Annotated in this window: 27 protein-coding genes; 24 read left to right on the top strand and 3 right to left on the bottom strand. The window is 35.7% G+C overall.

Going from position 1 to position 23,312, the window contains the following annotated elements; genetic code table 11:
- The first annotated feature begins 44 nt into the window (after window positions 1–44).
- From HNQ80_RS13455 to scpB, 3 genes are all read left to right on the top strand, one after another.
- Complete coding sequence (locus tag HNQ80_RS13455; RefSeq protein WP_184311175.1) at window positions 45–1,220, top strand: D-alanyl-D-alanine carboxypeptidase family protein; 1,176 nt, start codon at window positions 45–47, stop codon at window positions 1,218–1,220.
- A 177-nt stretch (window positions 1,221–1,397) separates the two neighbouring features.
- On the top strand, window positions 1,398–2,150 hold the full coding sequence (locus HNQ80_RS13460; protein ID WP_184311176.1) for a segregation and condensation protein A: 753 nt from the start codon (window positions 1,398–1,400) through the stop codon (window positions 2,148–2,150).
- A gap of 4 nt (window positions 2,151–2,154) precedes the next feature.
- Window positions 2,155–2,712, top strand: a complete 558-nt coding sequence (gene scpB / locus HNQ80_RS13465) for an SMC-Scp complex subunit ScpB (protein WP_184311177.1) — start codon at window positions 2,155–2,157, stop codon at window positions 2,710–2,712.
- 21 nt (window positions 2,713–2,733) lie between these two features.
- On the opposite strand, the gene speB is transcribed toward scpB, so the two are convergent.
- Entirely contained in the window at window positions 2,734–3,585 is an 852-nt protein-coding gene (gene speB / locus HNQ80_RS13470) for an agmatinase (RefSeq protein WP_184311178.1), read from the bottom strand.
- The gene (gene speE, locus HNQ80_RS13475; RefSeq protein ID WP_184311179.1) at window positions 3,572–4,426 is read right to left on the bottom strand and encodes a polyamine aminopropyltransferase; all 855 of its coding nucleotides are present in this window, start codon (window positions 4,424–4,426) and stop codon (window positions 3,572–3,574) included. The genes speB and speE overlap by 14 nt, the downstream gene beginning before the upstream one ends.
- A gap of 430 nt (window positions 4,427–4,856) precedes the next feature.
- On the opposite strand from speE, the gene HNQ80_RS13480 reads away from it, so the two are divergent.
- The 9 genes from HNQ80_RS13480 (at window position 4,857) to HNQ80_RS13520 (ending at window position 11,980) form a co-directional block, all read left to right on the top strand.
- Window positions 4,857–5,447, top strand: coding sequence for a DUF2953 domain-containing protein (locus HNQ80_RS13480; RefSeq protein ID WP_207727014.1), 591 nt, complete (start codon window positions 4,857–4,859; stop codon window positions 5,445–5,447).
- A complete protein-coding gene (gene ytfJ, locus HNQ80_RS13485; protein WP_184311181.1) occupies window positions 5,428–5,877 on the top strand; it encodes a GerW family sporulation protein in 450 nt (149 codons plus the stop codon). The genes HNQ80_RS13480 and ytfJ overlap by 20 nt, the downstream gene beginning before the upstream one ends.
- Window positions 5,878–6,019: 142 nt before the next feature.
- A complete protein-coding gene (locus HNQ80_RS13490; protein WP_184311182.1) occupies window positions 6,020–6,418 on the top strand; it encodes a MazG nucleotide pyrophosphohydrolase domain-containing protein in 399 nt (132 codons plus the stop codon).
- 94 nt (window positions 6,419–6,512) lie between these two features.
- The gene (locus tag HNQ80_RS13495) at window positions 6,513–7,622 is read left to right on the top strand and encodes a D-alanyl-D-alanine carboxypeptidase family protein (protein ID WP_184311183.1); all 1,110 of its coding nucleotides are present in this window, start codon (window positions 6,513–6,515) and stop codon (window positions 7,620–7,622) included.
- 146 nt (window positions 7,623–7,768) lie between these two features.
- Window positions 7,769–8,743: a sulfide/dihydroorotate dehydrogenase-like FAD/NAD-binding protein gene (locus HNQ80_RS13500; RefSeq protein WP_207727015.1), complete on the top strand. Its 975-nt coding sequence runs from the start codon at window positions 7,769–7,771 to the stop codon at window positions 8,741–8,743.
- The gene (locus tag HNQ80_RS13505) at window positions 8,736–10,016 is read left to right on the top strand and encodes an FAD-dependent oxidoreductase (protein WP_184311185.1); all 1,281 of its coding nucleotides are present in this window, start codon (window positions 8,736–8,738) and stop codon (window positions 10,014–10,016) included. Before HNQ80_RS13500 ends, HNQ80_RS13505 begins: the two co-directional genes overlap by 8 nt.
- Window positions 10,017–10,058: 42 nt before the next feature.
- Window positions 10,059–10,766: a pseudouridine synthase gene (locus HNQ80_RS13510; protein ID WP_207727019.1), complete on the top strand. Its 708-nt coding sequence runs from the start codon at window positions 10,059–10,061 to the stop codon at window positions 10,764–10,766.
- 161 nt (window positions 10,767–10,927) lie between these two features.
- Entirely contained in the window at window positions 10,928–11,398 is a 471-nt protein-coding gene (locus HNQ80_RS13515; protein ID WP_184311187.1) for a GNAT family N-acetyltransferase, read from the top strand.
- 12 nt (window positions 11,399–11,410) lie between these two features.
- Entirely contained in the window at window positions 11,411–11,980 is a 570-nt protein-coding gene (locus tag HNQ80_RS13520; protein WP_184311188.1) for a class I SAM-dependent methyltransferase, read from the top strand.
- 35 nt (window positions 11,981–12,015) lie between these two features.
- On the opposite strand, the gene HNQ80_RS13525 is transcribed toward HNQ80_RS13520, so the two are convergent.
- A complete protein-coding gene (locus HNQ80_RS13525) occupies window positions 12,016–12,657 on the bottom strand; it encodes a hypothetical protein (protein ID WP_408626318.1) in 642 nt (213 codons plus the stop codon).
- A gap of 107 nt (window positions 12,658–12,764) precedes the next feature.
- On the opposite strand from HNQ80_RS13525, the gene surE reads away from it, so the two are divergent.
- The 12 genes from surE to HNQ80_RS13585 all read left to right on the top strand — a co-directional run bounded on the left by surE (window position 12,765) and on the right by HNQ80_RS13585 (window position 23,301).
- Window positions 12,765–13,529, top strand: a complete 765-nt coding sequence (surE, locus tag HNQ80_RS13530; RefSeq protein WP_184311190.1) for a 5'/3'-nucleotidase SurE — start codon at window positions 12,765–12,767, stop codon at window positions 13,527–13,529.
- A gap of 232 nt (window positions 13,530–13,761) precedes the next feature.
- Window positions 13,762–13,980 (top strand): 4Fe-4S binding protein, encoded by a 219-nt coding sequence (locus HNQ80_RS13535; RefSeq protein ID WP_184311191.1) that lies wholly within the window; start codon window positions 13,762–13,764, stop codon window positions 13,978–13,980.
- Window positions 13,967–15,106 carry a 2-oxoacid:acceptor oxidoreductase subunit alpha gene (locus HNQ80_RS13540; RefSeq protein WP_184311192.1) on the top strand — a complete coding sequence of 380 codons (1,140 nt, stop codon included), beginning with the start codon at window positions 13,967–13,969 and terminating at the stop codon, window positions 15,104–15,106. The genes HNQ80_RS13535 and HNQ80_RS13540 overlap by 14 nt, the downstream gene beginning before the upstream one ends.
- A 1-nt stretch (window position 15,107) precedes the next feature.
- Window positions 15,108–15,929, top strand: a complete 822-nt coding sequence (locus HNQ80_RS13545) for a 2-oxoacid:ferredoxin oxidoreductase subunit beta (RefSeq protein WP_184311193.1) — start codon at window positions 15,108–15,110, stop codon at window positions 15,927–15,929.
- A gap of 1 nt (window position 15,930) precedes the next feature.
- On the top strand, window positions 15,931–16,470 hold the full coding sequence (locus HNQ80_RS13550; protein WP_184311194.1) for a 2-oxoacid:acceptor oxidoreductase family protein: 540 nt from the start codon (window positions 15,931–15,933) through the stop codon (window positions 16,468–16,470).
- Window positions 16,471–16,493: 23 nt separating this feature from the next.
- Entirely contained in the window at window positions 16,494–17,366 is an 873-nt protein-coding gene (locus HNQ80_RS13555; protein ID WP_184311195.1) for a MurR/RpiR family transcriptional regulator, read from the top strand.
- 222 nt (window positions 17,367–17,588) lie between these two features.
- A complete protein-coding gene (locus HNQ80_RS13560; protein WP_184311196.1) occupies window positions 17,589–18,206 on the top strand; it encodes a histidine phosphatase family protein in 618 nt (205 codons plus the stop codon).
- A gap of 11 nt (window positions 18,207–18,217) precedes the next feature.
- On the top strand, window positions 18,218–19,444 hold the full coding sequence (locus HNQ80_RS13565; protein ID WP_184311197.1) for a BaiN/RdsA family NAD(P)/FAD-dependent oxidoreductase: 1,227 nt from the start codon (window positions 18,218–18,220) through the stop codon (window positions 19,442–19,444).
- A gap of 12 nt (window positions 19,445–19,456) precedes the next feature.
- Window positions 19,457–19,930 (top strand): hypothetical protein, encoded by a 474-nt coding sequence (locus HNQ80_RS25625; protein ID WP_207727016.1) that lies wholly within the window; start codon window positions 19,457–19,459, stop codon window positions 19,928–19,930.
- Window positions 19,931–19,963: 33 nt separating this feature from the next.
- Window positions 19,964–20,617 carry a (d)CMP kinase gene (gene cmk / locus HNQ80_RS13575; RefSeq protein WP_184311199.1) on the top strand — a complete coding sequence of 218 codons (654 nt, stop codon included), beginning with the start codon at window positions 19,964–19,966 and terminating at the stop codon, window positions 20,615–20,617.
- A 17-nt stretch (window positions 20,618–20,634) separates the two neighbouring features.
- Complete coding sequence (locus HNQ80_RS13580; protein ID WP_184311200.1) at window positions 20,635–21,234, top strand: lysophospholipid acyltransferase family protein; 600 nt, start codon at window positions 20,635–20,637, stop codon at window positions 21,232–21,234.
- A 75-nt stretch (window positions 21,235–21,309) separates the two neighbouring features.
- A complete protein-coding gene (locus HNQ80_RS13585; protein ID WP_184311201.1) occupies window positions 21,310–23,301 on the top strand; it encodes a bifunctional 4-hydroxy-3-methylbut-2-enyl diphosphate reductase/30S ribosomal protein S1 in 1,992 nt (663 codons plus the stop codon).
- Window positions 23,302–23,312 lie beyond the last annotated feature (11 nt).

Below are 23,312 nucleotides of genomic sequence, written 5' to 3' on the forward strand. Positions count from 1 at the left end.
GCTGGAAAAGCTAAAATTAACTTACAATGCAAGGAGGGCATGAGATGAAAGGAATATTCAACAAATTTATCGTATCCATCATCTGTTTTACCTTGATTTTCAGTTCATTTTATATAATAGCAAGTGCCGAGGAATTCAATATTGATGCTAGGGCAGCAATTTTAATGGATGCTTCCACAGGCACGATATTATATGAGAAGAACATCCATGATAAGCTCCCACCAGCCAGTGTTACAAAGGTTATGACAATGCTTTTGGCAATGGAGGCTTTAGATCAAAAGCAAATCTCTTTAGAAGATAAAGTTTTGATTAGTGAAAGGGCCTCGAAAATGGGTGGAAGCCAGCTTTACTTAGAGCCAGGTGAGGAAAAGACCGTTGAAGAGTTATTAAAAGGCATTTCAGTGGCATCAGCCAATGATGCATGTGTTGCGCTGGCAGAGCATCTGAGTGGAACAGAAGAAATGTTTATTAAGCGGATGAATGAACGGGCGAAAGAACTAGGTATGAACGATACCCAATTTATGAATACCAATGGGTTACCTCAAGAGGGTCATTATACTAGCGCCTATGACATTGCAGTAATGTCCAAGGAACTTCTTAAATATCCAAAAATCCATGAATGGCTTACTATCTGGATGTCTACCATGAAAGTAGGTCTTCCAAATAAAAAAATAACCACCTTAGAACTGACCAATACGAATAAACTAATCAGAAGCTATCCTGGCGCCACTGGCATTAAAACAGGATTTACTTCAGATGCCAAGTATTGTTTGTCTGCTTCTGCTAGTCGCAATGGTTTAAATCTGATTGCTATAATACTAGGTAGTCCTACTTCTCAAGTTCGATTTGAAGAAGCCAAAAAATTATTGAATTTTGGTTTTGCCACCTATAGTTCCGTGCCCATCGTGAAAAAGAACCAAGTGGTTCAAGAAGTAGTTGTTGAAAAGGGTAGGGAAGAGAAAGTAAATATTGTTGCAAAGGATCAATTGAGTGCCCTTGTTAAAAAAGGTGATGAGAACAAAGTTGAGAAAGAAATCATCTTACCTAAGAATATTAAGGCCCCATTGACGGCTGGTCAAAAACTTGGTGAAATTGTGTTAATGATGGAAGGAAAGGAAATCAATCGGATTGATCTCGTTTCAGAGAAAACGATTGAATCGGCTTCAGCCATAGATATATTTGGCAAGATGATCCGTAAGACATTAAAATCAAAACAATAAACATTAAATCTTAGGAGGTATTTGTAGACAAATGCCTCCTTTTATATTGTAAAGAGTCTATATACAATAATCTAGCCACACGACGATATGAATTATGTTATAATAGAATGTAATGTCAAGCATTCATAGATTCTTTTGATTTTTCTCACTAGAGATATTGTTAGGAGTAGATTTTTCATGACATACAATGTTAAGCTTGAGACCTTTGAAGGTCCTTTTGATTTATTGTTTCACCTCATTGAAAAGGCAGAAGTAGATATCTATAACATACCCATTGCTCAAATCACTGATCAATACATCCAGTACATTGAAGACATGCAAAAATTTGATTTAGAGGTTACCAGCGAATTTCTTGTTATGGCTGCTACCCTTATAGAGATTAAATCAAAAATGTTGCTGCCGAATAAGCATGAGGAACAGTTGGCCATTGCCATTGATGAAATTGACCCACGCCAAGATTTGATCGCCCGGCTCATTGAATATAAAAAGTATAAGACCGCAGCAGAGGAGTTTAAGAAGCGTGAGGATGTATTTAAAAAGATTTTCTATAAATCTCAGGAGCAATTGGATCAATATATCAAAAATGACGATATTGAGCTCGTTGAAATGGATTTAAGCACTTTAATAAGTGCATTTAATAATCTGCTCTCAAAAAGAAAGAACCATTCTAAGCTTAAAGCATACGTTGACGAAATTCAAAGAGATGAAGTTACTATTGAAGATAAAATTGCACAGATTCAACAGCATCTTGAAATTCATCACTCTGTAGATTTTCATCATTTATTCTCGGATTCTTGTACAAAAAGTGAGATCGTTGTAACTTTCTTAGCGCTATTAGAGTTGATCAAACTAAACTATTTGATGGTGCAGCAGAGTAGAATTTTCGATCAAATTATTATAAAGAAAATTGATTCATTAAATGAGGTGTAATCTGATGGAAGAAAAAGAGATTCAATCGATTATAGAATCCTTACTGTTTATTTGGGGGGACCCCTTAAACGTAAAAAATATTGCTGAAGTTCTGGAATATCCTCCTGAATTTATTCGCAAAACGATTTTGGATCTAAAGAAACAATACGAGGAGCAAAATAGGGGCTTACAAATTATTGAGGTGAATAATAGCTTTCAACTATGTACCAATACAAATCACTATGATTATATACAGAAGCTATGTACACCAGTGCAAAATAAAGGACTTACTCAAGCAGCCCTTGAAGTACTAGCCATTGTTGCGTACAAACAACCAATTACAAGGCATGAAGTGGAAGGGATCCGAGGCGTGAAGAGCGATAAGGCTATTAGCACACTACTAGAAAAAGAACTTATTCTTGAGAAGGGGAGACTGGAGAAAACAGGACGACCTATTTTATATGGTACTACAGAGACCTTTTTAAAGGCCTTCGGCCTTAGTTCTTTAGAAGACTTGCCTGCCATTGAAGATTTTGAAAAGCTAGATTTTGATGAGGATGAGATAAATAAAACCGATGAATAGCTTATTCATCGGTTTTATTTATTATAATACTAACATTAATTCTCTCATAATTTTTGAAGCCACCGCTGTAGAAACCCCTGTAGGATCATAATCTGGTGCAAGTTCAACCACATCAGCACCTACAATATTCAGTCCATCTAACATCTTTATAATATTCAACATATCCTGAAATGAAATACCACCTGGTTCAGGGGTCCCCGTTCCAGGAAATATAGAAGGATCTAGTATATCTAAATCAATAGTGACATAAACAGGTTTGTCTTTTATTTTTTGTACAACTTCGCCGAGCTTATCATATCCAAACTTATTGATAAAGGTATGTCCCTCTTTTTCAGCCCAATAAAACTCGTCCTTTAGACCAGAGCGAATCCCAAACTGAAAGATTCTGTTATCTCCAAGGAAATTCCATATCTGCTTGATTACAGTAGCGTGAGATAATTCCTCGCCCATGTAATCTCCACGGAGATCTGTATGAGCATCAAAATGAAGTATCACTAAATCCTTATGTTTTTCTACCATGGCTTCAACGACAGGCAGCGTTACAAGATGCTCACCACCGATCATTAGTGGCTTTTTATTATTGCTTACCAGATGACTAGCATATTCTTTAATCGAATCTAATACTGCATATTTATTTCCGAAAATGAGATCAATATCACCTGCATCATGGATCTTATGGTCTTCAAGATCTCGATCTAAATAAGGACTGTAGGTTTCTAATCCATAAGAGTCAATTCGAATTTTATTCGGTGCAAATCTCGAACCTGGTCTATAGGAGCATGTACCGTCGAAAGGTGCACCGAAGATGACTACGTTACTTTCTTGGAAGGTTTTATCACACCCTATAAAGCAATATTTATTAAAGAGCTCCATTCTCAATCTTCTCCTTTACATAGTTCGGTAAAGCAAAGCAACCTTTATGAAGTTCTGTATTATAATACTTTGTTTTAATTCCTAATTGGTTCCATTCTGCTTCTTTCATATCCTGAATTGGATGGAATTTCTTTGATGCAAAATTGAATAGCCAGTATCCACCTGGATAGGTTGGGATGTTGGCTTGATATACATGAACAATAGGGAACATCTTCTTAAGTTTTTTATTAGAGCTGATGCCCACTTCGAAAAACTTTTCATATACTGGGGTTTCATTTTGATTAATTAGAATACCATCTTCAGTGAGCGCTTTATAGCAATTGTTGTAAAAGTCAGTAGTGAATAAACCTTCACCAGGTCCTATAGGATCTGTTGAATCAATAAGTATTAGATCATAAACCTTTTCTTTCCCTTGAATGAATTTAATACCATCCTCATAAAGAACCGTAACCTTTGGATTATCCACCTCACAAGAAACCGCAGGGAAGTATTTTCTAGATGCATCTACAACCAATTTGTCAATTTCAACCATATCTACATGATTAATATTTGGGTATTTCATTAACTCGCGAACTGTACCTCCATCGCCGCCACCAATCACTAAAACATTCTTTATATTAGGATTTACAGCCATGGAAATATGTACAATCATATCATGGTAAACAAATTCATCTTTTTCTGTAACCATTACAAGTCCATCCAATGTCATTAGCTTTCCATATTCATAAGTATCAAGAATATCAAGCTTTTGAAACTCACTTTCACCAGAAAACAAATGCTCCTTTACACGCAAAGAAAATCTAACATCATCTGTATGTTCTTCAGTATACCAAAACTCCATATTATATTCCTCCTTAGAAATTTATTTATTTTACATAAATAAAGATGGGAATCATTCTCCCACCTTTATATTTAGTTGTTAGTCATGTAAAATCAAAGAAATCATACCCCTATTCTTATTATATAGGTGTATAAGTTTGATCATTTATCTCTTTTGTATTAAATATAACCACTTTTTGATCTTTTAATCTTTCACATTACACATATTAAATATAAACTAAATAATCAAAATGTCAATGATTTTTTAAAACTTTAAAGAGATTTCAATAGAAATCTATATTATATAGATACTACAAGGTTTATTTTCTATAATTATTGGAAAAAATATACTCTGTTAGCGAATGAGTGAGGTGAACTTTTTGTATATCTTTTTATGGATATCCGCAATTCTCGTTGCTTCTTTTATCATTATTATGTTTACATCTATCATTATGGAAGTTCAGATTCTAAAAAATAAAACGAATGATGAAATTATCCTTCACATAAAGGCGCTCTTTGGGCTTGTACAGTATAAGTTCGAAATTCCATTATTAGATTTAATTCAAAAACAGGATGGTAAGCTCTCTTTAGAAGTTGATGAAGAGATAGAGTCAGAAAAATCTCAAGATTTAATACAAGAAAAAAAACAATTGTTTAGCTTATCACAAATCCAAGAAATACAAGATAGGGCATCACAGCTATTTAATCAATACTTTAATGTAGTCAACTATATTCGAAAAAAATTACTCCTTAGTAAATTAGAATGGGAAACAGAATTTGGAACTGGAGATGCAGCAGTTACAGGCATGCTTTGCGGCGTTCTATGGGGAATTAAAGGAAATCTTTTTGCAATTTTAAAGAGACATGTACATTCCAATAATATTTCTTTTAATATTATTCCTTACTTTGACAAGGAGCTTTTTAAGACCTACGTGCATTGTATAATTCGGCTAAAAATAGGCCATGCTATAATTGCATCAATAAAAACTGCATACTTATATCTTAAACGAGGTGATAAACAAAATGTCAAATCATCCAATTGAAGCCTTAATGCGAACTACTATGGAAAGTTTAAAAGATATGGTGGATGTTAATACGATTGTGGGAGATCCAGTTGAAACACCTGACGGCACAGTGATTATTCCTATATCCCGTGTTTCTTTTGGATTTGCCTCTGGTGGTGGAGAGTATACTGCGATGAGAGATGGGAAAACAGATGAGTCTGGTGATAAATTTGATCAACTTCCCTTCGCTGGAGGTACAGGTGCTGGTGTATCCGTTCAACCAGTGGCGTTTATGGTGGTAGGAAATGGACACATGAAGCTTTTGCCAGTTGATCAAAATGCAACAATGGTAGATAGTATTATCAATTTTACGCCAAAGCTATTGGATAAGCTACAAGCTATGAGTGAAAAAAGAAATGAGAACAAATCAAAAAAAACAGATAATGAAAAAGAAATTATTATTGAATAAAGGGCGATTCTCATCGCTCTTTATTTTATATATCCCAATTTAATTCTTTGGTTGGTAGATTGAAAGAATGAAAGAGGAAGTATACAATATAGATATAAGTAATATTATTCTTATAAGAAACATCCTAAAGGGGGTACACAACTTGGATATCAAAGAAGCTGTAGAGCTTATTTGGAATAATAGAAAATATATTACCGATGATCCTAAAAAAACCATAAGTCATTTAAATGAAGAAGTAGCTGAATCTATGAAAGCATTAATGAAAGGTGATACTGACAAAGCTCGACGAGAACTTGAAGATGCCCTCTCATGTCTTTTTATTGCACTAAAGGTAATGAATGTGGATATCGAAAAAGCTGTACAAAATCAAATACAGCAAATGAAGAAGAGAAATGAAAAATATATGATCATAAAGAAGGACAAGGTAGAAATTTTTGTAAACGATGTTCTTAAGGGCGGTTGGTCCATATGGAGTGAAGAGGATCTGAAAGAAGCAGAAAAGTTAGCCAAAGAGTTTGGTTGTGAGATTATTACTGAATAAATAGTGCACTTCGTTATTAAATCATTCTTCTGTATGATTTTCTTTTATTAAGAAAATACTAATTAAGAATGATCTTAATAAATGGAGTGATAAAATGAAGAAATCTTTTCTATCGGTTTTTTTAACTTCAATAATGCTATTTCAAGCGTCTATTTTTATCGTTCATGGAGAAGGACCAAATATTTCGGCATCAAGTGCCATTGTAATGGATGTTCAGACAGGTAGAATTTTATATTCAAAAGACATCCATGCTAAAAAGCCCATGGCTAGCACAACTAAGATTATGACTGCTTTATTAGCCCTTGAAAATTCTTCACCAGACGCAATTGTAAAAATCCCAAGACAGGCAGTTGGTGTAGAAGGTTCATCTATATATCTTCAAAATGATGAAAAGGTAAAAATGGAGGATTTGGTATATGGTCTCATGCTTCGTTCAGGCAACGATTCAGCAGTAGCAATCGCTAGCCATATTTCTGGATCTGTGGAAGAATTTTGTGCATTAATGAATCGTCGTTCGAAGGAATTGGGGGCCAATAATACTAATTTTATGAATCCCCATGGGCTGCATGATGATCAGCATTATACAACCGCCTATGACCTAGCATTAATCAGTAGACAAGCGCTGCTTAATAAAGAGTTTAAAAAGATCGTTTCCACCAAATTGTGGACAGCAGATCGAGAAGGTTTTAAATACTTCTACAATAAGAATAAAACCCTAACACAATATGAAGGTGGCGATGGTGTCAAAACAGGCTTTACCAAAAAATCTGGACGATGCTTGGTGACCTCAGCTACAAGAAACGGCATGCAGCTTGTCACAGTAGTACTCAATGCACCAGACTGGTTTCAAGATAGCTATAATCTGTTAGATTATGCATTTGATCGATATAAACCCTATAGTATTGCCCAACAAGATTCTTACTTGAAATCCATTTCCGTCAAAAATGGAAAGAAGCCACAAACGGCCATTGTTTCAAGGGAAAATGTGATTATTCCTGTAACTGAAGAAGAAAAGAACAAGGTAATGTCTATCATTGAGGTTGATGAGATCATGAATGCACCAGTTTCTAGAAATACGAAGATTGGAAAATTGAAGGTCTATCTAGATAGTAAATTAATATATACTACGGATTTATTTACAAGGGAAGACATCGCCAAAAAGGACTTTAAAGATAAATTCGTTGATTTTATTCAGCGAAAATAATATTTCAAAGAATAACTATATCCAAATATAGTTATTCTTTTTTTCTTTCATGTATTTATGATTCCCTGCTAGATATGTAACACTTTTTCCCGTTAAAAAATACCTTATTATTATAGGGTTTTATGCTTAATAAGGAGGGGTGCAGTTTGTCAACAAATAAAATCGTAACTTGTATAGATGCTGGCAGCGAATACTGCCCATGTTATTTGGCAGAAAGTGATGAATGTATTACCTGCTCTCAATTGCAAGGCAATAGTTTTTGTGACTGCAATTGGTCAGGTGTATGCATCTATCAAGAATACGCTTGGTGCGGAATGAAAAAAAAGACGCCCCGGGAAGCTGTTGAATCAGAAATTATTGAAAAAACACAGTTTGGCGAACAAGTGCTAATATTGAAGATTAGAGTATTGAAAACCTTGGCAAGACAATTAAAGCAGCCAGGTTCCTATGTTTTTATAAGGAATCCTGAGAAAACAAGTATTTTCGACGTCCCCATGTCGATTATGTCTGCCGACGAGGAAAAAGGTGAAATCATCGTAGCCATTCATGTTTTAGGTGTGAAAACAAAATCACTTTTGTCATGTACGAATAAAATTCTAGTAAAAGGTCCCTATTGGAATGGGCTTATAGGATTTAAAGAGCTAAAGAACTTGGTAGATCAAGATGTTTTAGTTGTCGGCAGGGGGATAGCCTTGGCACCGGCAGTGCTTACAATCAAATATTTGTTGCATCACAAAAATAGGGTTACTTTCATTATTGATCAAGGAAGAACAGGAGCTGCGTTTATAGATGATCATATCTCAGGGCTAGACATCAAGCAACATTATTTAAACCTTCGCTCAATAGAGGGCTTGGAAAAAATGAATCAAATCGTATCAAAAGGAAAGTATAGTCTCGTTTATAGTGGTGGTTCTGATTTACTGCATCAAGTTATCAAAGATCAATTAAGCCATATGGATCGCCCCATTCGGCTGGTTGCAATTAATAACCATGAATTATGCTGTGGTGAAGGCGTATGCGGTTCTTGTGCGGTCCGCACCCTAACTGGGAAAAAAGTGAAAATGTGTAAATCGCAAATAGATATTGAAGAAATAATCGAAGGGGGAAATCGCAATGGCTAAAGTTGTAGTAATAGGTGGCGGATGGGCAGGGGTTGCAGCTGCTATTACTGCCAAAAAAGCTGGAGCACACGTCACTATTGTGGAAAGAATGGATATTTTGCTCGGTCTCGGTAATGTGGGTGGGATCATGCGTAATAATGGACGTTATACCGCAGCAGAGGAATGCTCTCTATTAGGTGCTGGAGAATTATTTAAAGTTACCGATAGCGTGTCCAGGCATATTGGGATTGATTTCCCAGGTCATACCCATGCTAGTTTATATGATGTGTGTAAAGTGGAGCCAATGGTTCGAAATTTATTAGAAAACATGGGAATTGAAATCCGATTCAGATCAAGAGCCATAGATGTGAAAAAAAATAACCAAAAGATAGAAGCAATTACATTATATAATGGTGAAGTGATCGAAGGAGATGTGTTTATTGAAACTACTGGTTCCACAGGTCCTATGGGGAACTGTTTGAAATATGGTAATGGTTGCGCCATGTGTATATTGAGATGTCCTTCTTTTGGTCCGAGAGTAAGTCTATGTCAGAAAGCTGGCGTTGAGGACATCCTGGGAAAAAGGAACGATGGATCCTATGGAGCCTTTAGCGGTTCATGCAAGCTAAACAAAGATTCACTAAGTAAAGACCTCGTAGATGAACTCAACGAAAAAGGTGTTGTTGTATTGCCCGTCCCAAAGGAAGATGTAAATATGAAAAAGTTGGAGATGAAGGTATGTCAGCAATATGCCTTGAAGGAATATGCTGAGAACATTATACTTCTTGATACAGGTCATGCAAAGCTTATGGCACCATTCTATCCATTAGATAAACTTCGACGTATTCCAGGATTGGAAAATGCAAGATACGAAGATCCTTATGCAGGGGGTGTAGGCAATTCTGTAAGGTATCTTTCCATTGCTCCTCGGAACAATGGTATGAAGGTTCTCGGTATCGATAATATGCTATGTGCAGGTGAAAAATCAGGGCTTTTTGTAGGCCATACAGAAGCAATTGTCACTGGCAGCCTTGCCGGGCATAATAGTGTTCGATTAGTGAAAGGCATGGAGCTTTTAGAACTCCCTGTTAATTTAGCTTGCGGAGATCTTATATCCTTCGCAAATGAAAGAATTCAGACAGAGGAAGGATTAAAAACTCGATACACCTTTGCAGGTGCCGATTATTTTCAACGGATGAAAGACCTGAATTTGTATACCACGGATCAAACATTGTTGAAATCAAAAATAGGAAGAATGAATTTACTGAATATATTTGATGAAAAGTTAGTGTAGAATATATAATATAGCTAGCAAATGAAAAAGGAGTTGTTTTTGTTGAGACTGCAAAAGTATATTGCACTGTCTGGAGTTGCGTCAAGACGGAGTGCAGAAGATCTTATTCGAGCTGGTCGTGTAAAAGTTAATGGTGTTATTGTCTCAGAAATGGGTTTCATCGTAAGCCCTGATACAGATACTATAGCTGTCGATAATAAACTTATTCAAGTTGAAAATAAAAAAGTCTACATTATGCTGCACAAACCAGAAGGATACGTAACAACAGTATCCGATGAGTTTAACCGTCCAACCGTTATCGATCTGGTTCAAGATATCCAAGAAAGGATTTACCCAGTTGGTCGTTTGGACTATGATACTTCTGGATTGTTACTCATGACCAATGATGGAGATTTAACATATCAACTGACCCATCCCAAGCATGAAATTCCGAAGACATATATTGCAACGGTAAAAGGTCATCTAAATGAACAAGAACGAGCTCGCTTCAAATCTGGAATCGACATTGGAGGCTATATTACAGCACCAGCAGATCTTGAAGTATTAAAAGAAGACCGTACTTCTTCGACTGCGAGAGTAATTATACACGAAGGAAAGAATAGACAAATCCGAAAAATGTTCGATGCTTTAAATCATCCAGTATTGACCCTTAAAAGAATATCCATTGGCAGTTTAGATATAGAACATCTTCCTAAAGGAAAATGGAGGTCTCTGTCTTCTGATGAAATTTCTTATTTAAAATCCCTGTAATTTATTTGAAAAAGTCTATCAAATTTGATAGACTTTTTCATGTCATGAAAAACTTCTTGCTAAGAAGATACCCTGATCGTTTTACTTTGATCAATAAACAATTGCTTTCTCTGTGGAAAAAATGGGTATACTAATTATAAAATGTAGAGGAGAGAAAATACTTGTTAACGATAAAAAACGCAGATAAACAAGATATATTTCATATTCAAAGCCTAAGCAATAGTTCTTTTTTTGAAAATATTGATATACAAAATATGATTGAGAATTCCATGGTTGCCTATGAAGGTAGCAGTCCGCTGGCAGCTGCAGGCTATGAAGCATTTGGTTCCGTTGCAATTCTACGTTTCCTCATTGTACACAGAGATCATCAAAGAGAGTATCTTGGGGATGGAATTGTAAAGGCCTTATTAAATTTAGCTGATAGAAGAGGCATTCAACTAATGCTGACTGATGCCCTTGACTGTGCAGGTTTTTTAAAAAAAGTAGGCTTTGAAGAGTTGAGTGAAGATCAGAAAGGTGATATAGGTGTGCAACAAGTTATTAAAAACAATCTGAATCCTCAACATACCCTTTTGGCTGCTAAACTACCCGATTTCTTTTTAAAAGCTTGTAGATTTAATAAACAACTTTAGTGAGGTATCCTAATGGGATCAAAATTTTTAACCAATGCTACAAATTTATCAAAGCATATTATTTCTCAAGTTGTAAGAGTTGGTAATAGTGTCGTTGACGCCACCATGGGAAACGGATATGATACATTATTTCTAAGACAATTGGTTGGCTCAAATGGAAAAGTATTTGCCTTTGATGTCCAATCATCTGCTATCGAAAATACAAAAGAACTACTTGATACCCATGGACTGCTCGATTCCGTTCACCTTATTCATGCAGGTCATGAATTCATAGATCTTTATATTCATGAGCATATCACTGCTGTCATGTTTAATTTGGGCTTTTTACCCAAAGGGGATCATCGTATTGTTACAAAACCTCATACAACCATTCAAGCAATTGAAAAATCATTACAGCTTCTCGTGCCAAATGGTATTATTACGATTGCTGTATATTATGGTCATGAAGGGGGACAAGCTGAAAGAGACGCAATTTTTCGTTTTGTTGAAAATCTTGATCAGCATAAATTCAGCGTCCTAAAGCTTGATTTTATGAACCAAAAAAATTGTCCTCCAGTTTTGATAGCCATAGAAAAGAGATAAAAATCTATCTCTTCTATCTCTTATATATTTATATCCTAACATTGATCATGAAGATATATGATATTAGGTCTATTACTAATGTATTTTAGAACCTTTACTGTACTTTTGTCTTCGATAGGTAATCCACACTTTAGACATCTATATCTAGATTTAGGAATCTGCTTATAGCTAGTAGATATGGATAGACATCCATATTTTTTCCAGCTCTTCCATCCTGTTTTACATAGTGAAAATCTGTTTTCATAATCTGCATAAACCCATCTTAGCAATCTGTGAAAATGAAAGGGGTATTTCGTATAGTTTAGGAATTGTCTTGGAAGTCCAAGCTCGATGGTGTAGGATTCAAAGGTTGCTTCTACAACGGTCTGTAATGGATCCTCAATGGAAGTACTCACATGATTATAGCCATGATCTTTTAGCCATATTCTTGCACGATCAAACATATAGCCCCTACAGACTTCAATCTTTTCCTCTTTTGATACGGATAATTTATCTAATAGACTTTTTGTGATCTCAATCGCATAATCGAGATATACTTTATTATCAAAAATATCTGGTCTATATAACTCGATAGGAATGATTTCATAATAATATTCTTTTGTCTCTTTTCTCATCGCTCCTATACAAGTTCCTCCGATTAAACTGCCGCTTCCTGAGTCGTCAATTTGTATCAACATTATCACTCCTAAGGTCATTCTAAAAATAAGTAATAATAGTATTTGTTTTATGATACATTACTATTAGTGAAATATTTATTGCTTTTATTTTAAAGGAGGTAAATCTATTGAGAATTTTAGTCACAAACGATGATGGTATTTATGCTGAGGGAATTTACAAATTGGCATCCGCTCTAGAAAAATTAGGAGAGATATGGGTAGTAGCACCAGATCGTCAGCGGAGCGCCACAGGGCACGCAATCACAATGCATGACCCTTTACGAGCAGAGAAAGTTAATTTTTTTGACAAGTCGTTTTCCGCATGGTCTATCAATGGCACGCCCACCGATTGTGTCAAACTTGCGATAGAAGCTCTGATGGATAAAAAACCCGATATCGTATTCTCTGGAATTAATAAAGGGCCTAATCTTGGTACTGATGTTTTATATTCAGGTACTGTATCTGCAGCCATTGAAGCTGCTATTCTAGGCGTTCCTGCCGTTGCTGTTTCTTTGGCAGATCATGAAAATGTGAGCTATGATTATGCTGCTGATTTTTGCGCATCTATTGTGGATAAAGTCCTAAACAATTGGCTTCCACCAGATACACTACTAAACATAAACATTCCAAATTGCCCAAGGGAAAAGTTAAATGGAGTTAAGGCTACAACCTTGGGCGTTCGTAAGTATAAAAACGCATTTGTTGAGCGAATTGATCCAAGGGGGCAAGTGTATTATTGGTTAGGAGGAGAGATTATCGATCATAACAATGAAGAGGGTACGGACATCCATAGTGTGCAAAATAACTATATTTCTATTACGCCCATCCATTTTGATCTGACAAAATTCGATTTAATTGAAAAGCTTAATGATTGGAACATAGAATTGGCATGATACTCATATGCCAATTTTTTATTGATTAGTAATCATAGGATTTTCTCTCGTTTGTATATGTGTATACCGTTATAATCTTGGACACGAATGCTATCCTTCAAGTATGGAATTTGAAAGAATAATTGCATCATTTTTTGTTTTTATAAAAATATGAAATTTTAATTGCATATTTTGCACATCTCTGATAAGATGAGATTGAAAAGAAGATCTATGGTGAAGGGAGCTAACAAGTATGGGAAACCAGAAAGAAAATCTTACTCTAAAAATAAAAAAGGATTGGTGTAAGGGCTGTGGCATCTGTGTCGCATTCTGCCCTAAGCAAGTTCTTGATCTAAAAGACGATAAAATAGAGATTGTAGATATGGAAAAATGTATAAAATGTGGTTTATGTGAATTACGTTGTCCTGACTTTGCAATCTTTTTAGGAGGTAACGAGGATGAAGAAAAATAACATTAAATTAATGCAAGGTAATGAAGCATGTGTTGAGGGTGCACTCGCTGCAGGTATGAAATTCTATGCTGGCTATCCTATCACGCCTTCTACTGAAATTGCAGAAGTTTCTGCTCAGAAGTTACCAAGAGTAGGCGGGAAGTTTATTCAAATGGAAGATGAAATTGCAGGTATGGCTGCTGCGATCGGTGGTTCCTTAGCTGGCTTAAAATCGATGACAGCCACAAGTGGCCCTGGCTTTTCCTTAAAGCAAGAGAATATTGGCTATGCTGCATTGGCTGAAATTCCTGTGGTGATTGTAAATGTACAAAGAAGCGGTCCTAGTACTGGATTGCCTACAGCACCTTCCCAAGGTGACATTATGCAAGCTAAATGGGGTACCCATGGTGACCATCCAGTAATCGCATTATGCCCATCCTCTGTTAAGGAAACTTTTGATTTGACTGTCCGTTCCTTTAATTTAGCAGAAAAGTATAGAATGCCTGTTTTCCTAATGCTTGATGAAGTCGTTGGCCATATGAGAGAGAAAATTGAAATTCCTGATGCTAGTGAAATAGAAATTTATGATAGATTAAAGCCTACTCCTGGCGATGAAAATTATGCACCATATAGGGTAGAAGAAGGACAAATTGTTCCTGCTATGGCTGCCTATGGTGATGGCTATAGATTCCACGTAACTGGACTGATTCACGACGAGAGCGGTTTCCCAAGCAATAGTACAGAAGTTGCTCAAACACTTATGACGAGAATCATGAAAAAGATTGAAGACAATGTGGATGATATTATTACTTACGAAGAAAATAATGTTGATGATGCAGAAATCATTGTGCTATCTTATGGTGGAACTGCTCGTTCAGCAAAAAGTGCAATGAAGAAAGCAAGAGAAATGGGATTAAAGGTGGGCTTATTCAGACCAATAACAATTTGGCCATTCCCTGAAGATAGAGTAAAAGAACTAGCTAAAAATGCAAAGGCTATCATTGTAGCAGAAATGAACTATGGTCAACTTGTGTTAGAAGTTGAAAGAGTTGTAAAAGGTGCAGCTGATATTTACCATGTTGGTAAAATTAATGGTGAAGTTATTTCTCCTGATGAAATATTGTCTAAAATTAAGGAGGTAATCTAAAATGTCGAGCCAATTAGTTCAACAATATTATAGAGCAGATAAACTACCTCATATTTGGTGTCCTGGATGCGGTCATGGAATATTAATGCGATCAGTATCCCAAGCCATTCATAATTTAGGTTTAGATAAAGATAAAGTTTGTATTGTTTCAGGTATCGGATGTTCTTCTAGAGCACCTGGATATATGGATTTTAATACCCTTCACACTACCCATGGTAGAGCATTAGCTTTTGCTACTGGGGTAAAGATGGCAAGACCAGAGCTTGAAGTTATCGTTGTAACTGGGGACGGTGATGCTTCTGCAATCGGTGGTAACCATTTAATCCATGCAGCCAGAAGAAATATTAATATTACAACCATCGTATTTAACAATAACGTATACGGTATGACCGGAGGCCAATACTCTCCAACAACACCTAATGGAGATTTGGGAACGACCGCTCCTTACGGTAACATTGATAAAAGCTTTGACATTGCAGCATTGGCAGGAGCAGCAGGAGCTACTTATACGGCAAGAGGTACAGCATACCATGCACAGCAGTTGATCAAGCTTGTTGAAAATGCCATTCAAAACAAAGGATTTTCATTAATTGATACAATTAGTATTTGTCCTACCTATTACGGAAGAAAAAACAAAAAGGGTAGTGCTGTAGACATGATGAATTGGTTAAAAGATCATGCCATTGATGTAAAAGCAGCGCAAAAACTTCCTCCTGAAAAACTAGAAGGTAAATTCTTAATCGGTGAATTTAAAAATGTAGCCGAGCCTGAGTACACAGAAGAGTATCAGAAAATCATTGAAAGATTTCAAAAGGAGAGATAGTATGTCAAATCAAATTGAAATAAGATTAACTGGTTCAGGTGGACAGGGACTCATTCTTGGTGGTATAATACTAGCAGAGGCTGCACTTTTAGATGGAAAAACAGCAATTCAGTCCCAATCTTATGGTCCTGAAGCACGTGGTGGTGCTAGTAAGGCTGAAGTCATTATTAGCCATGAAGAAATTGATTATCCAAAGGTAGGTAGTGCAGATCTACTTTTAGCTTTAACACAAATTGCATGTGATAAGTACGCAGACTCTGTAAAAGAGGATGGTATTTTATTAGTCGATAGCACAGTTACGCTACCAGCAGATATTAAAGCCGGTAAAATTGTTCAAGTACCTATACTACAAACTGCTTCCGATGTGGTCGGAAAATCTATGGTGGCAAACATTGTAGCTATTGGTGCAATTCAGCAGCTGCTTCAAAGCGTTACAAAAGAATCTCTTGAGGCTGCAGTATTAAATAGAGTGCCTAAAGGGACAGAAGATCTAAATCGTAAGGCATTAGCTGAAGGCTACAAGATGGTTGAAAAATTTTAACTGAAGATTAAGGGGCAATGGGTATGAGCGATGATGTTAAGGATCTTATTAAAACGATACAAAAAAGCTATCCTAGACTAAGCAAAGGACAAAAGCTGATCGCTGAATTTATTACTAAAAATTATGATAAAGCTGCTTTTATGACAGCAAGTAAATTAGGTAATAAGGTAGGTGTCAGTGAATCGACCGTTGTTCGATTTGCTAATGCTCTTGGATATGATGGATACCCGAAACTACAGAAAGAATTACAAGAATTAATCAAAACAAAGCTTACCACAGTGCAACGGCTAGAAATGTCTAGGGACTATACCAACGAAGGAGCTGCACTCAAAAAAGTACTTAAAGCTGATATGGATAACATTCGCGCTACTATTGAGGAAATGGATTACGAAGTTTTTCAAAAAGTCATTAACTGCATTTTTAATGCGAAGCGGATTTATATCATTGGATTGAGAAGTTCTACGGCTTTGGCTGAGTATTTGGGCTTTTATTTAAATCTTATTCTTGACAATGTAAGAATAGTAACATCAGGTGTAAGTGATGTGTTTGAACAAATGTTAAGAGTAGGAAAAGAAGATCTTGTAATTGGTATTGGTTTTCCCAGGTATTCCTCAACAACTCTCGACGCATTGCTGTATACAAAGGAGCAGGGAGCCCTTGTTGTTGGCATTACGGATAGTCAAGTATCGCCCATTGCATCCATCGCCGATTACACATTAACTGCAAGAAGCAATATGGCTTCCTTCGTGGATTCATTGGTTGCACCCTTAAGTCTTATCAATGCACTGGTTGTTGCTGTAGGGATGCGAGAAAAAGAAGAAATCAGTAGTACCTTTGATAAGCTTGAACGCATATGGGAAAAACATAATGTATATAATAACAAAAATAAAATTTAGCACAATAAGCTACGGATTAATCCGTAGCTTATTTTATGCGAAAAATAATAACAAAGACAGACTGACTTACTTGTTTCATTAAAATCAAAGATTAATATTCTTATGAATTTCATATTCCCAAGGTTTTATATAGAAAGAATATGGGAAAAATGTATATAAAGATTCGTATTCAATGGATTTAGTGGTATAATAGACATGTTATGCAAGGGGGGGAATGTATTCATGACAAAGATCTATTTGGTGCGACATGGGGAGACAACTTGGAATGCCGACGCACGGGCACAAGGGTCTAAGGATGTAGCATTGAGTGAAAGAGGTAGATTACAAGCACAATTACTTGCGAAACGTATGAAGAATTATCATATAGATCATATTTTCAGTAGTGATTTAATACGGGCTTATGAAACAGCGTCGATCATCGCAGGAGGCTTTCAATCTGAAGTAAATCAAATTCATGGTTTTAGAGAAATGTCTTTCGGTGAATGGGAAGGTTTAACAAACGATGAGATTAAGCAAAACTATGATACACACTTTAAAATCTGGCGAAGTCAACCACATAAAGCTCAAATTCCAGGGGGAGAAATGCTATTAGACGTTCAAAAAAGGGGATTACAAGCACTTCATCAGTTGGTAAATCAATATGAAGGTCAAAGCATACTTATTGTATCCCATGGTACGGCTTTGAAAGCAATTCTGCTAGGGTTGCTGGATATTGATTTATCCTACTTTTATAAAATTCGACAGGATAACACATGCATCAATCTTGTAGAGTTTAGAGATTATGGTCCAGTTGTTGTTACTTTAAATGATACTGCCCATACTGAAAATATACTATATTGAAGGTGATATTCATGGAAAAGGTTGTTGTAATCGGCGGTGGTGCTGCGGGAATGATTGCTGCTGGAACTGCTGCTTCAAGGGGCAAAGAGGTCATCCTCTTAGAAAAGAATGAGAAATTAGGCAAGAAAATATATATCACTGGAAAAGGTCGCTGTAATATAACGAATACTGGTGATATCGAAGAACTGTTAACTAATGTCACGGATAATAAGAACTTTTTATATAGTGCTTTTTACAGTTTTTCAAATGAAGATATCATCCAATTATTACATAAATACGGTACACCTACCAAGGTAGAACGAGGAAATAGGGTTTTTCCTGTCTCTGACAAGTCTAGTGATGTCATTAAAGCATTAACAAGATTTATGGAATCTTATCATGTAGACATTAGACTAAACTGCGAAGTAATTGATATCTTAATCGATCAAGAATCCGTTATAGGCGTAAAGCTAAAGGATCAATCCATTATTCATTGCAGCAGCGTTATCATTGCGACAGGTGGGCTTTCTTATCCTACCACAGGCTCTACAGGTGATGGTTACCGATTTGCTAAAGCTGTTGGTCATCAGATAATACCTCTAAAACCTGCCTTGGTACCGTTAGAAACAGAAGAAGCATGGACCCATGAATTACAGGGATTATCCCTCAAAAATGTTCGCTTGACAGCTTACTATACTAATAAAGAAGTTTATTCTGACTTAGGAGAAATGCTTTTTACTCATTTTGGGATTTCAGGTCCTATTGTCTTATCCATGAGTAACTATATCAATAAATATCTTGATAATGGCAAAATTTTGGTAACGCTGGACCTAAAACCTGGGTTGGACGATGAAAAGTTAGATAGAAGGATTCAAAAGGACTTCGAGAAATATTCTAGAAAACAGTTTAAGAATGCATTAGATGATTTACTCCCTAGTAAAATCATTCCACAAATTATCGGTCTTTCTGGCATATCGCCAGAAAAAAATGTACATCAGATTACCAAGGATGAAAGAAAAAAATTAATATCTTTACTAAAACATTTAGAAATCCATATCCTACGAACACGTCCAATTAAAGAAGCAGTTGTGACCTCAGGAGGTATTCAGATAAAAGAAATCAGCCCCTCTTCTATGGAATCAAAGCTAGTGAAGGGATTATTTTTTGCGGGAGAAGTCATTGATGTTTCTGCGCTTACTGGAGGATATAATCTACAGATTGCGTTTTCCACTGGATATTTAGCCGGTATGAATGCATAGTATATTTGGGAGGTGATTTATACGTTAACGAAGATACATAATAAGGCATACACCATTGAAAAAGTTTTTCTTATATTGGCAGTGCTAAGCCTCAGCTTATTATTATTCTTTCAAATTCTACATATCTGGGATGGCAGCAATATTTCGTCTTATATTTATAAATCACTCCTACATCGTGAAGAGTATGCAATGAAACCAATTTTTTCAGCAGGAAAAATTACACTTTCCGTGATAGGAGAGGAAAATAAGAATTCTTCATTATCTGTTCTTATCAATGGAGAAGTGCATGGTAAGTTTGTACATAAACAAATGGAATTAATTGTAAGAGATCATGATATTATTTCAATAGAAGGCGCTACAGCTAACCATGATGGATTACAATTTAAAGTTGTAAGTACAACAAATAATGTTTTATTTCCACAGGTCAATAACATATTCAAGCTAGATCATATTGAAAATCAATTATTTACGGTGGAGTTCCATTAAAATTCTATAAGTATTGGAGTGAAATGCTATATCATGAGTTTAAATAAAATAAGTATTGCCATAGACGGTCCTGCTGGTGCTGGCAAGAGTACTATTGCCAAGTTAATTGCAAGAACAATGAATTTAACTTATATTGACACTGGCGCCATGTATCGCGCAATAACATTTAAGATTTTGAGAGACAGAATTGATTTATCTAATGAGATCAAACTACTAGATTTCTTAAATCAGACGAAAATAGATATTGTCAACGGTGAAATTCTACTTGACGATTTATTGATAACAGAAAAACTACGTACTCCTGAAATAAATCACTATGTTTCCAACATTGCACAAATTCCTATCGTTCGAAAAAAAATGGTAGAGCTTCAGAGACGAATCGCTGCGAATCATAATGTAATTATGGATGGTCGAGATATCGGAACGACAGTTTTACCCAATGCAACTCATAAATTTTTCATTACAGCTTCTATTGAAGAAAGAGCTCAGAGAAGATATAATGAGCTATGTATAAAGGGCTTTCATCAAGATCTTCAAGAGGTACAAGCTGAAATTGAACAACGGGATAAAATAGATACTGAACGAACGATATCTCCATTAAAGAAACATGAGAATGCCATTTTGATAGATACTACCGGTATGACCATTGAAGAAGTAACCGACAAAATATTGTCTTATATCAAATAATATGGGGGCAGATCTTTATGAGTTTTTATTGGTTTGCAAGAAACCTAATGAGGTTATTTATACATTTTTTTTATAGGGTGAGGGTAGAAGGATTAGAACATTTACCCAAAGATGGTGGGTATATTATTTGCTCTAATCATATCAATTATCTTGACCCCCTTGTGATAGGCACCTCTATCCCTAGAAAGATGGGTTATATGGCCAAGGAAGAGCTCTTTAGAAACAAGCTTTTAGGTTTCATTTTGATCAAACTAGGTATGTTTCCAGTAAACCGGAATGGTGCTGATATTTCTGCCATAAAAAGTTCTCTCCGAATATTAAATAAAGGAGATGTTTTAGGTATTTTCCCAGAAGGAACTCGAAACATTCAAAGAAATGAAATGAAATCCAAACCAGGCCTTGCGATGATTGCCATCAAAGCTAAAGTTCCAATTGTACCAGTCGCAATTATTTCCGACTATAAACTATTTGGTAAGATTAAAATTAAAATTAATGAACCTATCACTTATGATGAATATTACAATCTTAAGATAGATGTAGATACCTATCAGCTTCTAAGTCAGAAAGTAATGGACTCTATAGAAAATCAAACAAAACTATCTGCGCCAATAAATTAAATCAACAACTACAGCAGGAATTTCTTAACTAAATGTAGAAGTTAAATAAAACCTTGGATAGGAGGTATACTAATATTGGAAATCATTGTAGCAGATCATTCAGGTTTTTGTTTTGGCGTAAAAGAAGCGATTAATAAAACTTTCCATGCTGCCAGTGAAATAAAGGATAAAAAGATTTATACTTTTGGACCCTTAATTCATAATTCACAGGTGATTGAACAATTAAAAACACTTGGCATAGAGTCTATCGATTCTGTAGAACAAAAACCGCATAGTACAATTATTGTTCGCTCTCATGGTGTCCCTTTTTCTTTTTACGAAACTGCAGAAAATCATCATATTCAATTAATTGATGCTACCTGTCCCTTTGTTAGGAAGGTTCAGAATATCGCTAGAGAGTATTATTTAAAAGGGTATTCTGTTGTGATCGTTGGTGATCCTAAACATCCTGAGGTCATAGGGATCAACGGTTGGTGTGACAATCGTGCATATATCGTTCAGAATGAGCAAGCTTTAGATACTGTTCCCGATTGTGAGAAAATCTGCGTAGTGGCGCAAACCACAATTACTGAAGAATTATGGGATTATATAACCAAAGAGCTAGAGCATAAGGCGCAAATTTTGGAAAAGTTTAATACAATTTGCATTGCTACAAAAGATAGGCAAACGTCTTGTGCTAAAGTAGCGAGTCAAGTTGATGCTATGATCGTTATTGGTGGTCGTCACAGTTCTAATACGCAAAAACTAGTTCAAATAAGTAAAAAGTATTGTGAAAATACTTATCACATAGAAACTGTTGAAGAATTGCCAATTAATCAATTAATAAATATGAAAAAAATTGGAATAACAGCCGGAGCTTCGACCCCGGACTGGATCATTAAGGAGGTTATTAATAAAATGAGCAATGCTGATCAACACAACAATGAAATGATGAATATGATGGAGGAAATTGAGAATTCTCTAAGAGTGCCTCGACGCGGTCAAACCGTAAAAGGTAAGGTGATCCATGTAACTGATAATGAAATCATCGTAAATATAGGATATAAATCTGATGGTATTATTCCTAAGGGTGAAATCTCAAATGATCCTACTGTTAATCCTAGAGATATTGTCCAAGAAGGCGATGATATTGAAGTTTATGTAATCAAAACAGATGATGGTGAAGGAAATCTTCTTCTTTCTAAGAAAAGAATTGATTCTGAGAAGGGTTGGGACATCCTTGAGGAGACCAACAACGAAGGTAAAATCATATCTGTAAAGGTAGTTGAGGTTGTAAAAGGTGGCGTGATTGCAGTGTTTACTGAAATTAGAGGTTTTATTCCTGCATCTCAGTTATCTGATAGCTATGTGGATGATATGCAAGTTTTTGTAGGTAAATCTTTAGATGTAAAAATTATCGATTTAAACAAGGCTAAAAAGAAGGTTGTTTTCTCTCGCAAAGCCGTCATCCAACAGGAAAACGAGAAAAAGAGAAAGCTTTTATGGCAGAATATTGATAAAGGAAATATCATTGAAGGAGAAGTAAAGCGAATTACAAACTTTGGCGCTTTCATAGATATTGGTGGTATTGATGGACTTGTTCATATTTCTGATTTAACATGGGGAAGGGTAGGTCATCCTTCTGAGGTTGTTCAGATTGGAGATAAGATAAAAGTCAAAGTGGTTGATTTTGATCAAGACAAGAACAAGGTTTCTTTAAGCTTGAAATTGACAACGCCAGAACCTTGGGCCGCAGTGGATCAAAAGTATCATGTAGGTGATATTGTACAAGGAAAAATTGTTCGAATTGCGGATTTTGGAGCATTTGTTGAGCTGGAACCTGGTTTAGACGGCTTGGTTCATATATCTCAGATTTCTGATAAGCATATCTCTAAACCATCTCAAGAAGTTCATGTTGGTCAAACCGTAAATGTAAAACTACTTGAAATCAATAAAGAAGCAAAGAGAATTAGCCTAAGTATTAAAGAAGCTGCTGCAGATCAATTAAATGCTGAAGTAGTATTGCCTCAAAATGACGAGGTAACAACAATCGGTGATATTATCGAATCTCAAGAGAAAGAAAGCTAAGCTTTCTTTCT

The organism is Anaerosolibacter carboniphilus (genome assembly GCF_014205875.1).
In the GTDB taxonomy this organism is placed as follows: domain Bacteria; phylum Bacillota; class Clostridia; order Peptostreptococcales; family Thermotaleaceae; genus Anaerosolibacter; species Anaerosolibacter carboniphilus.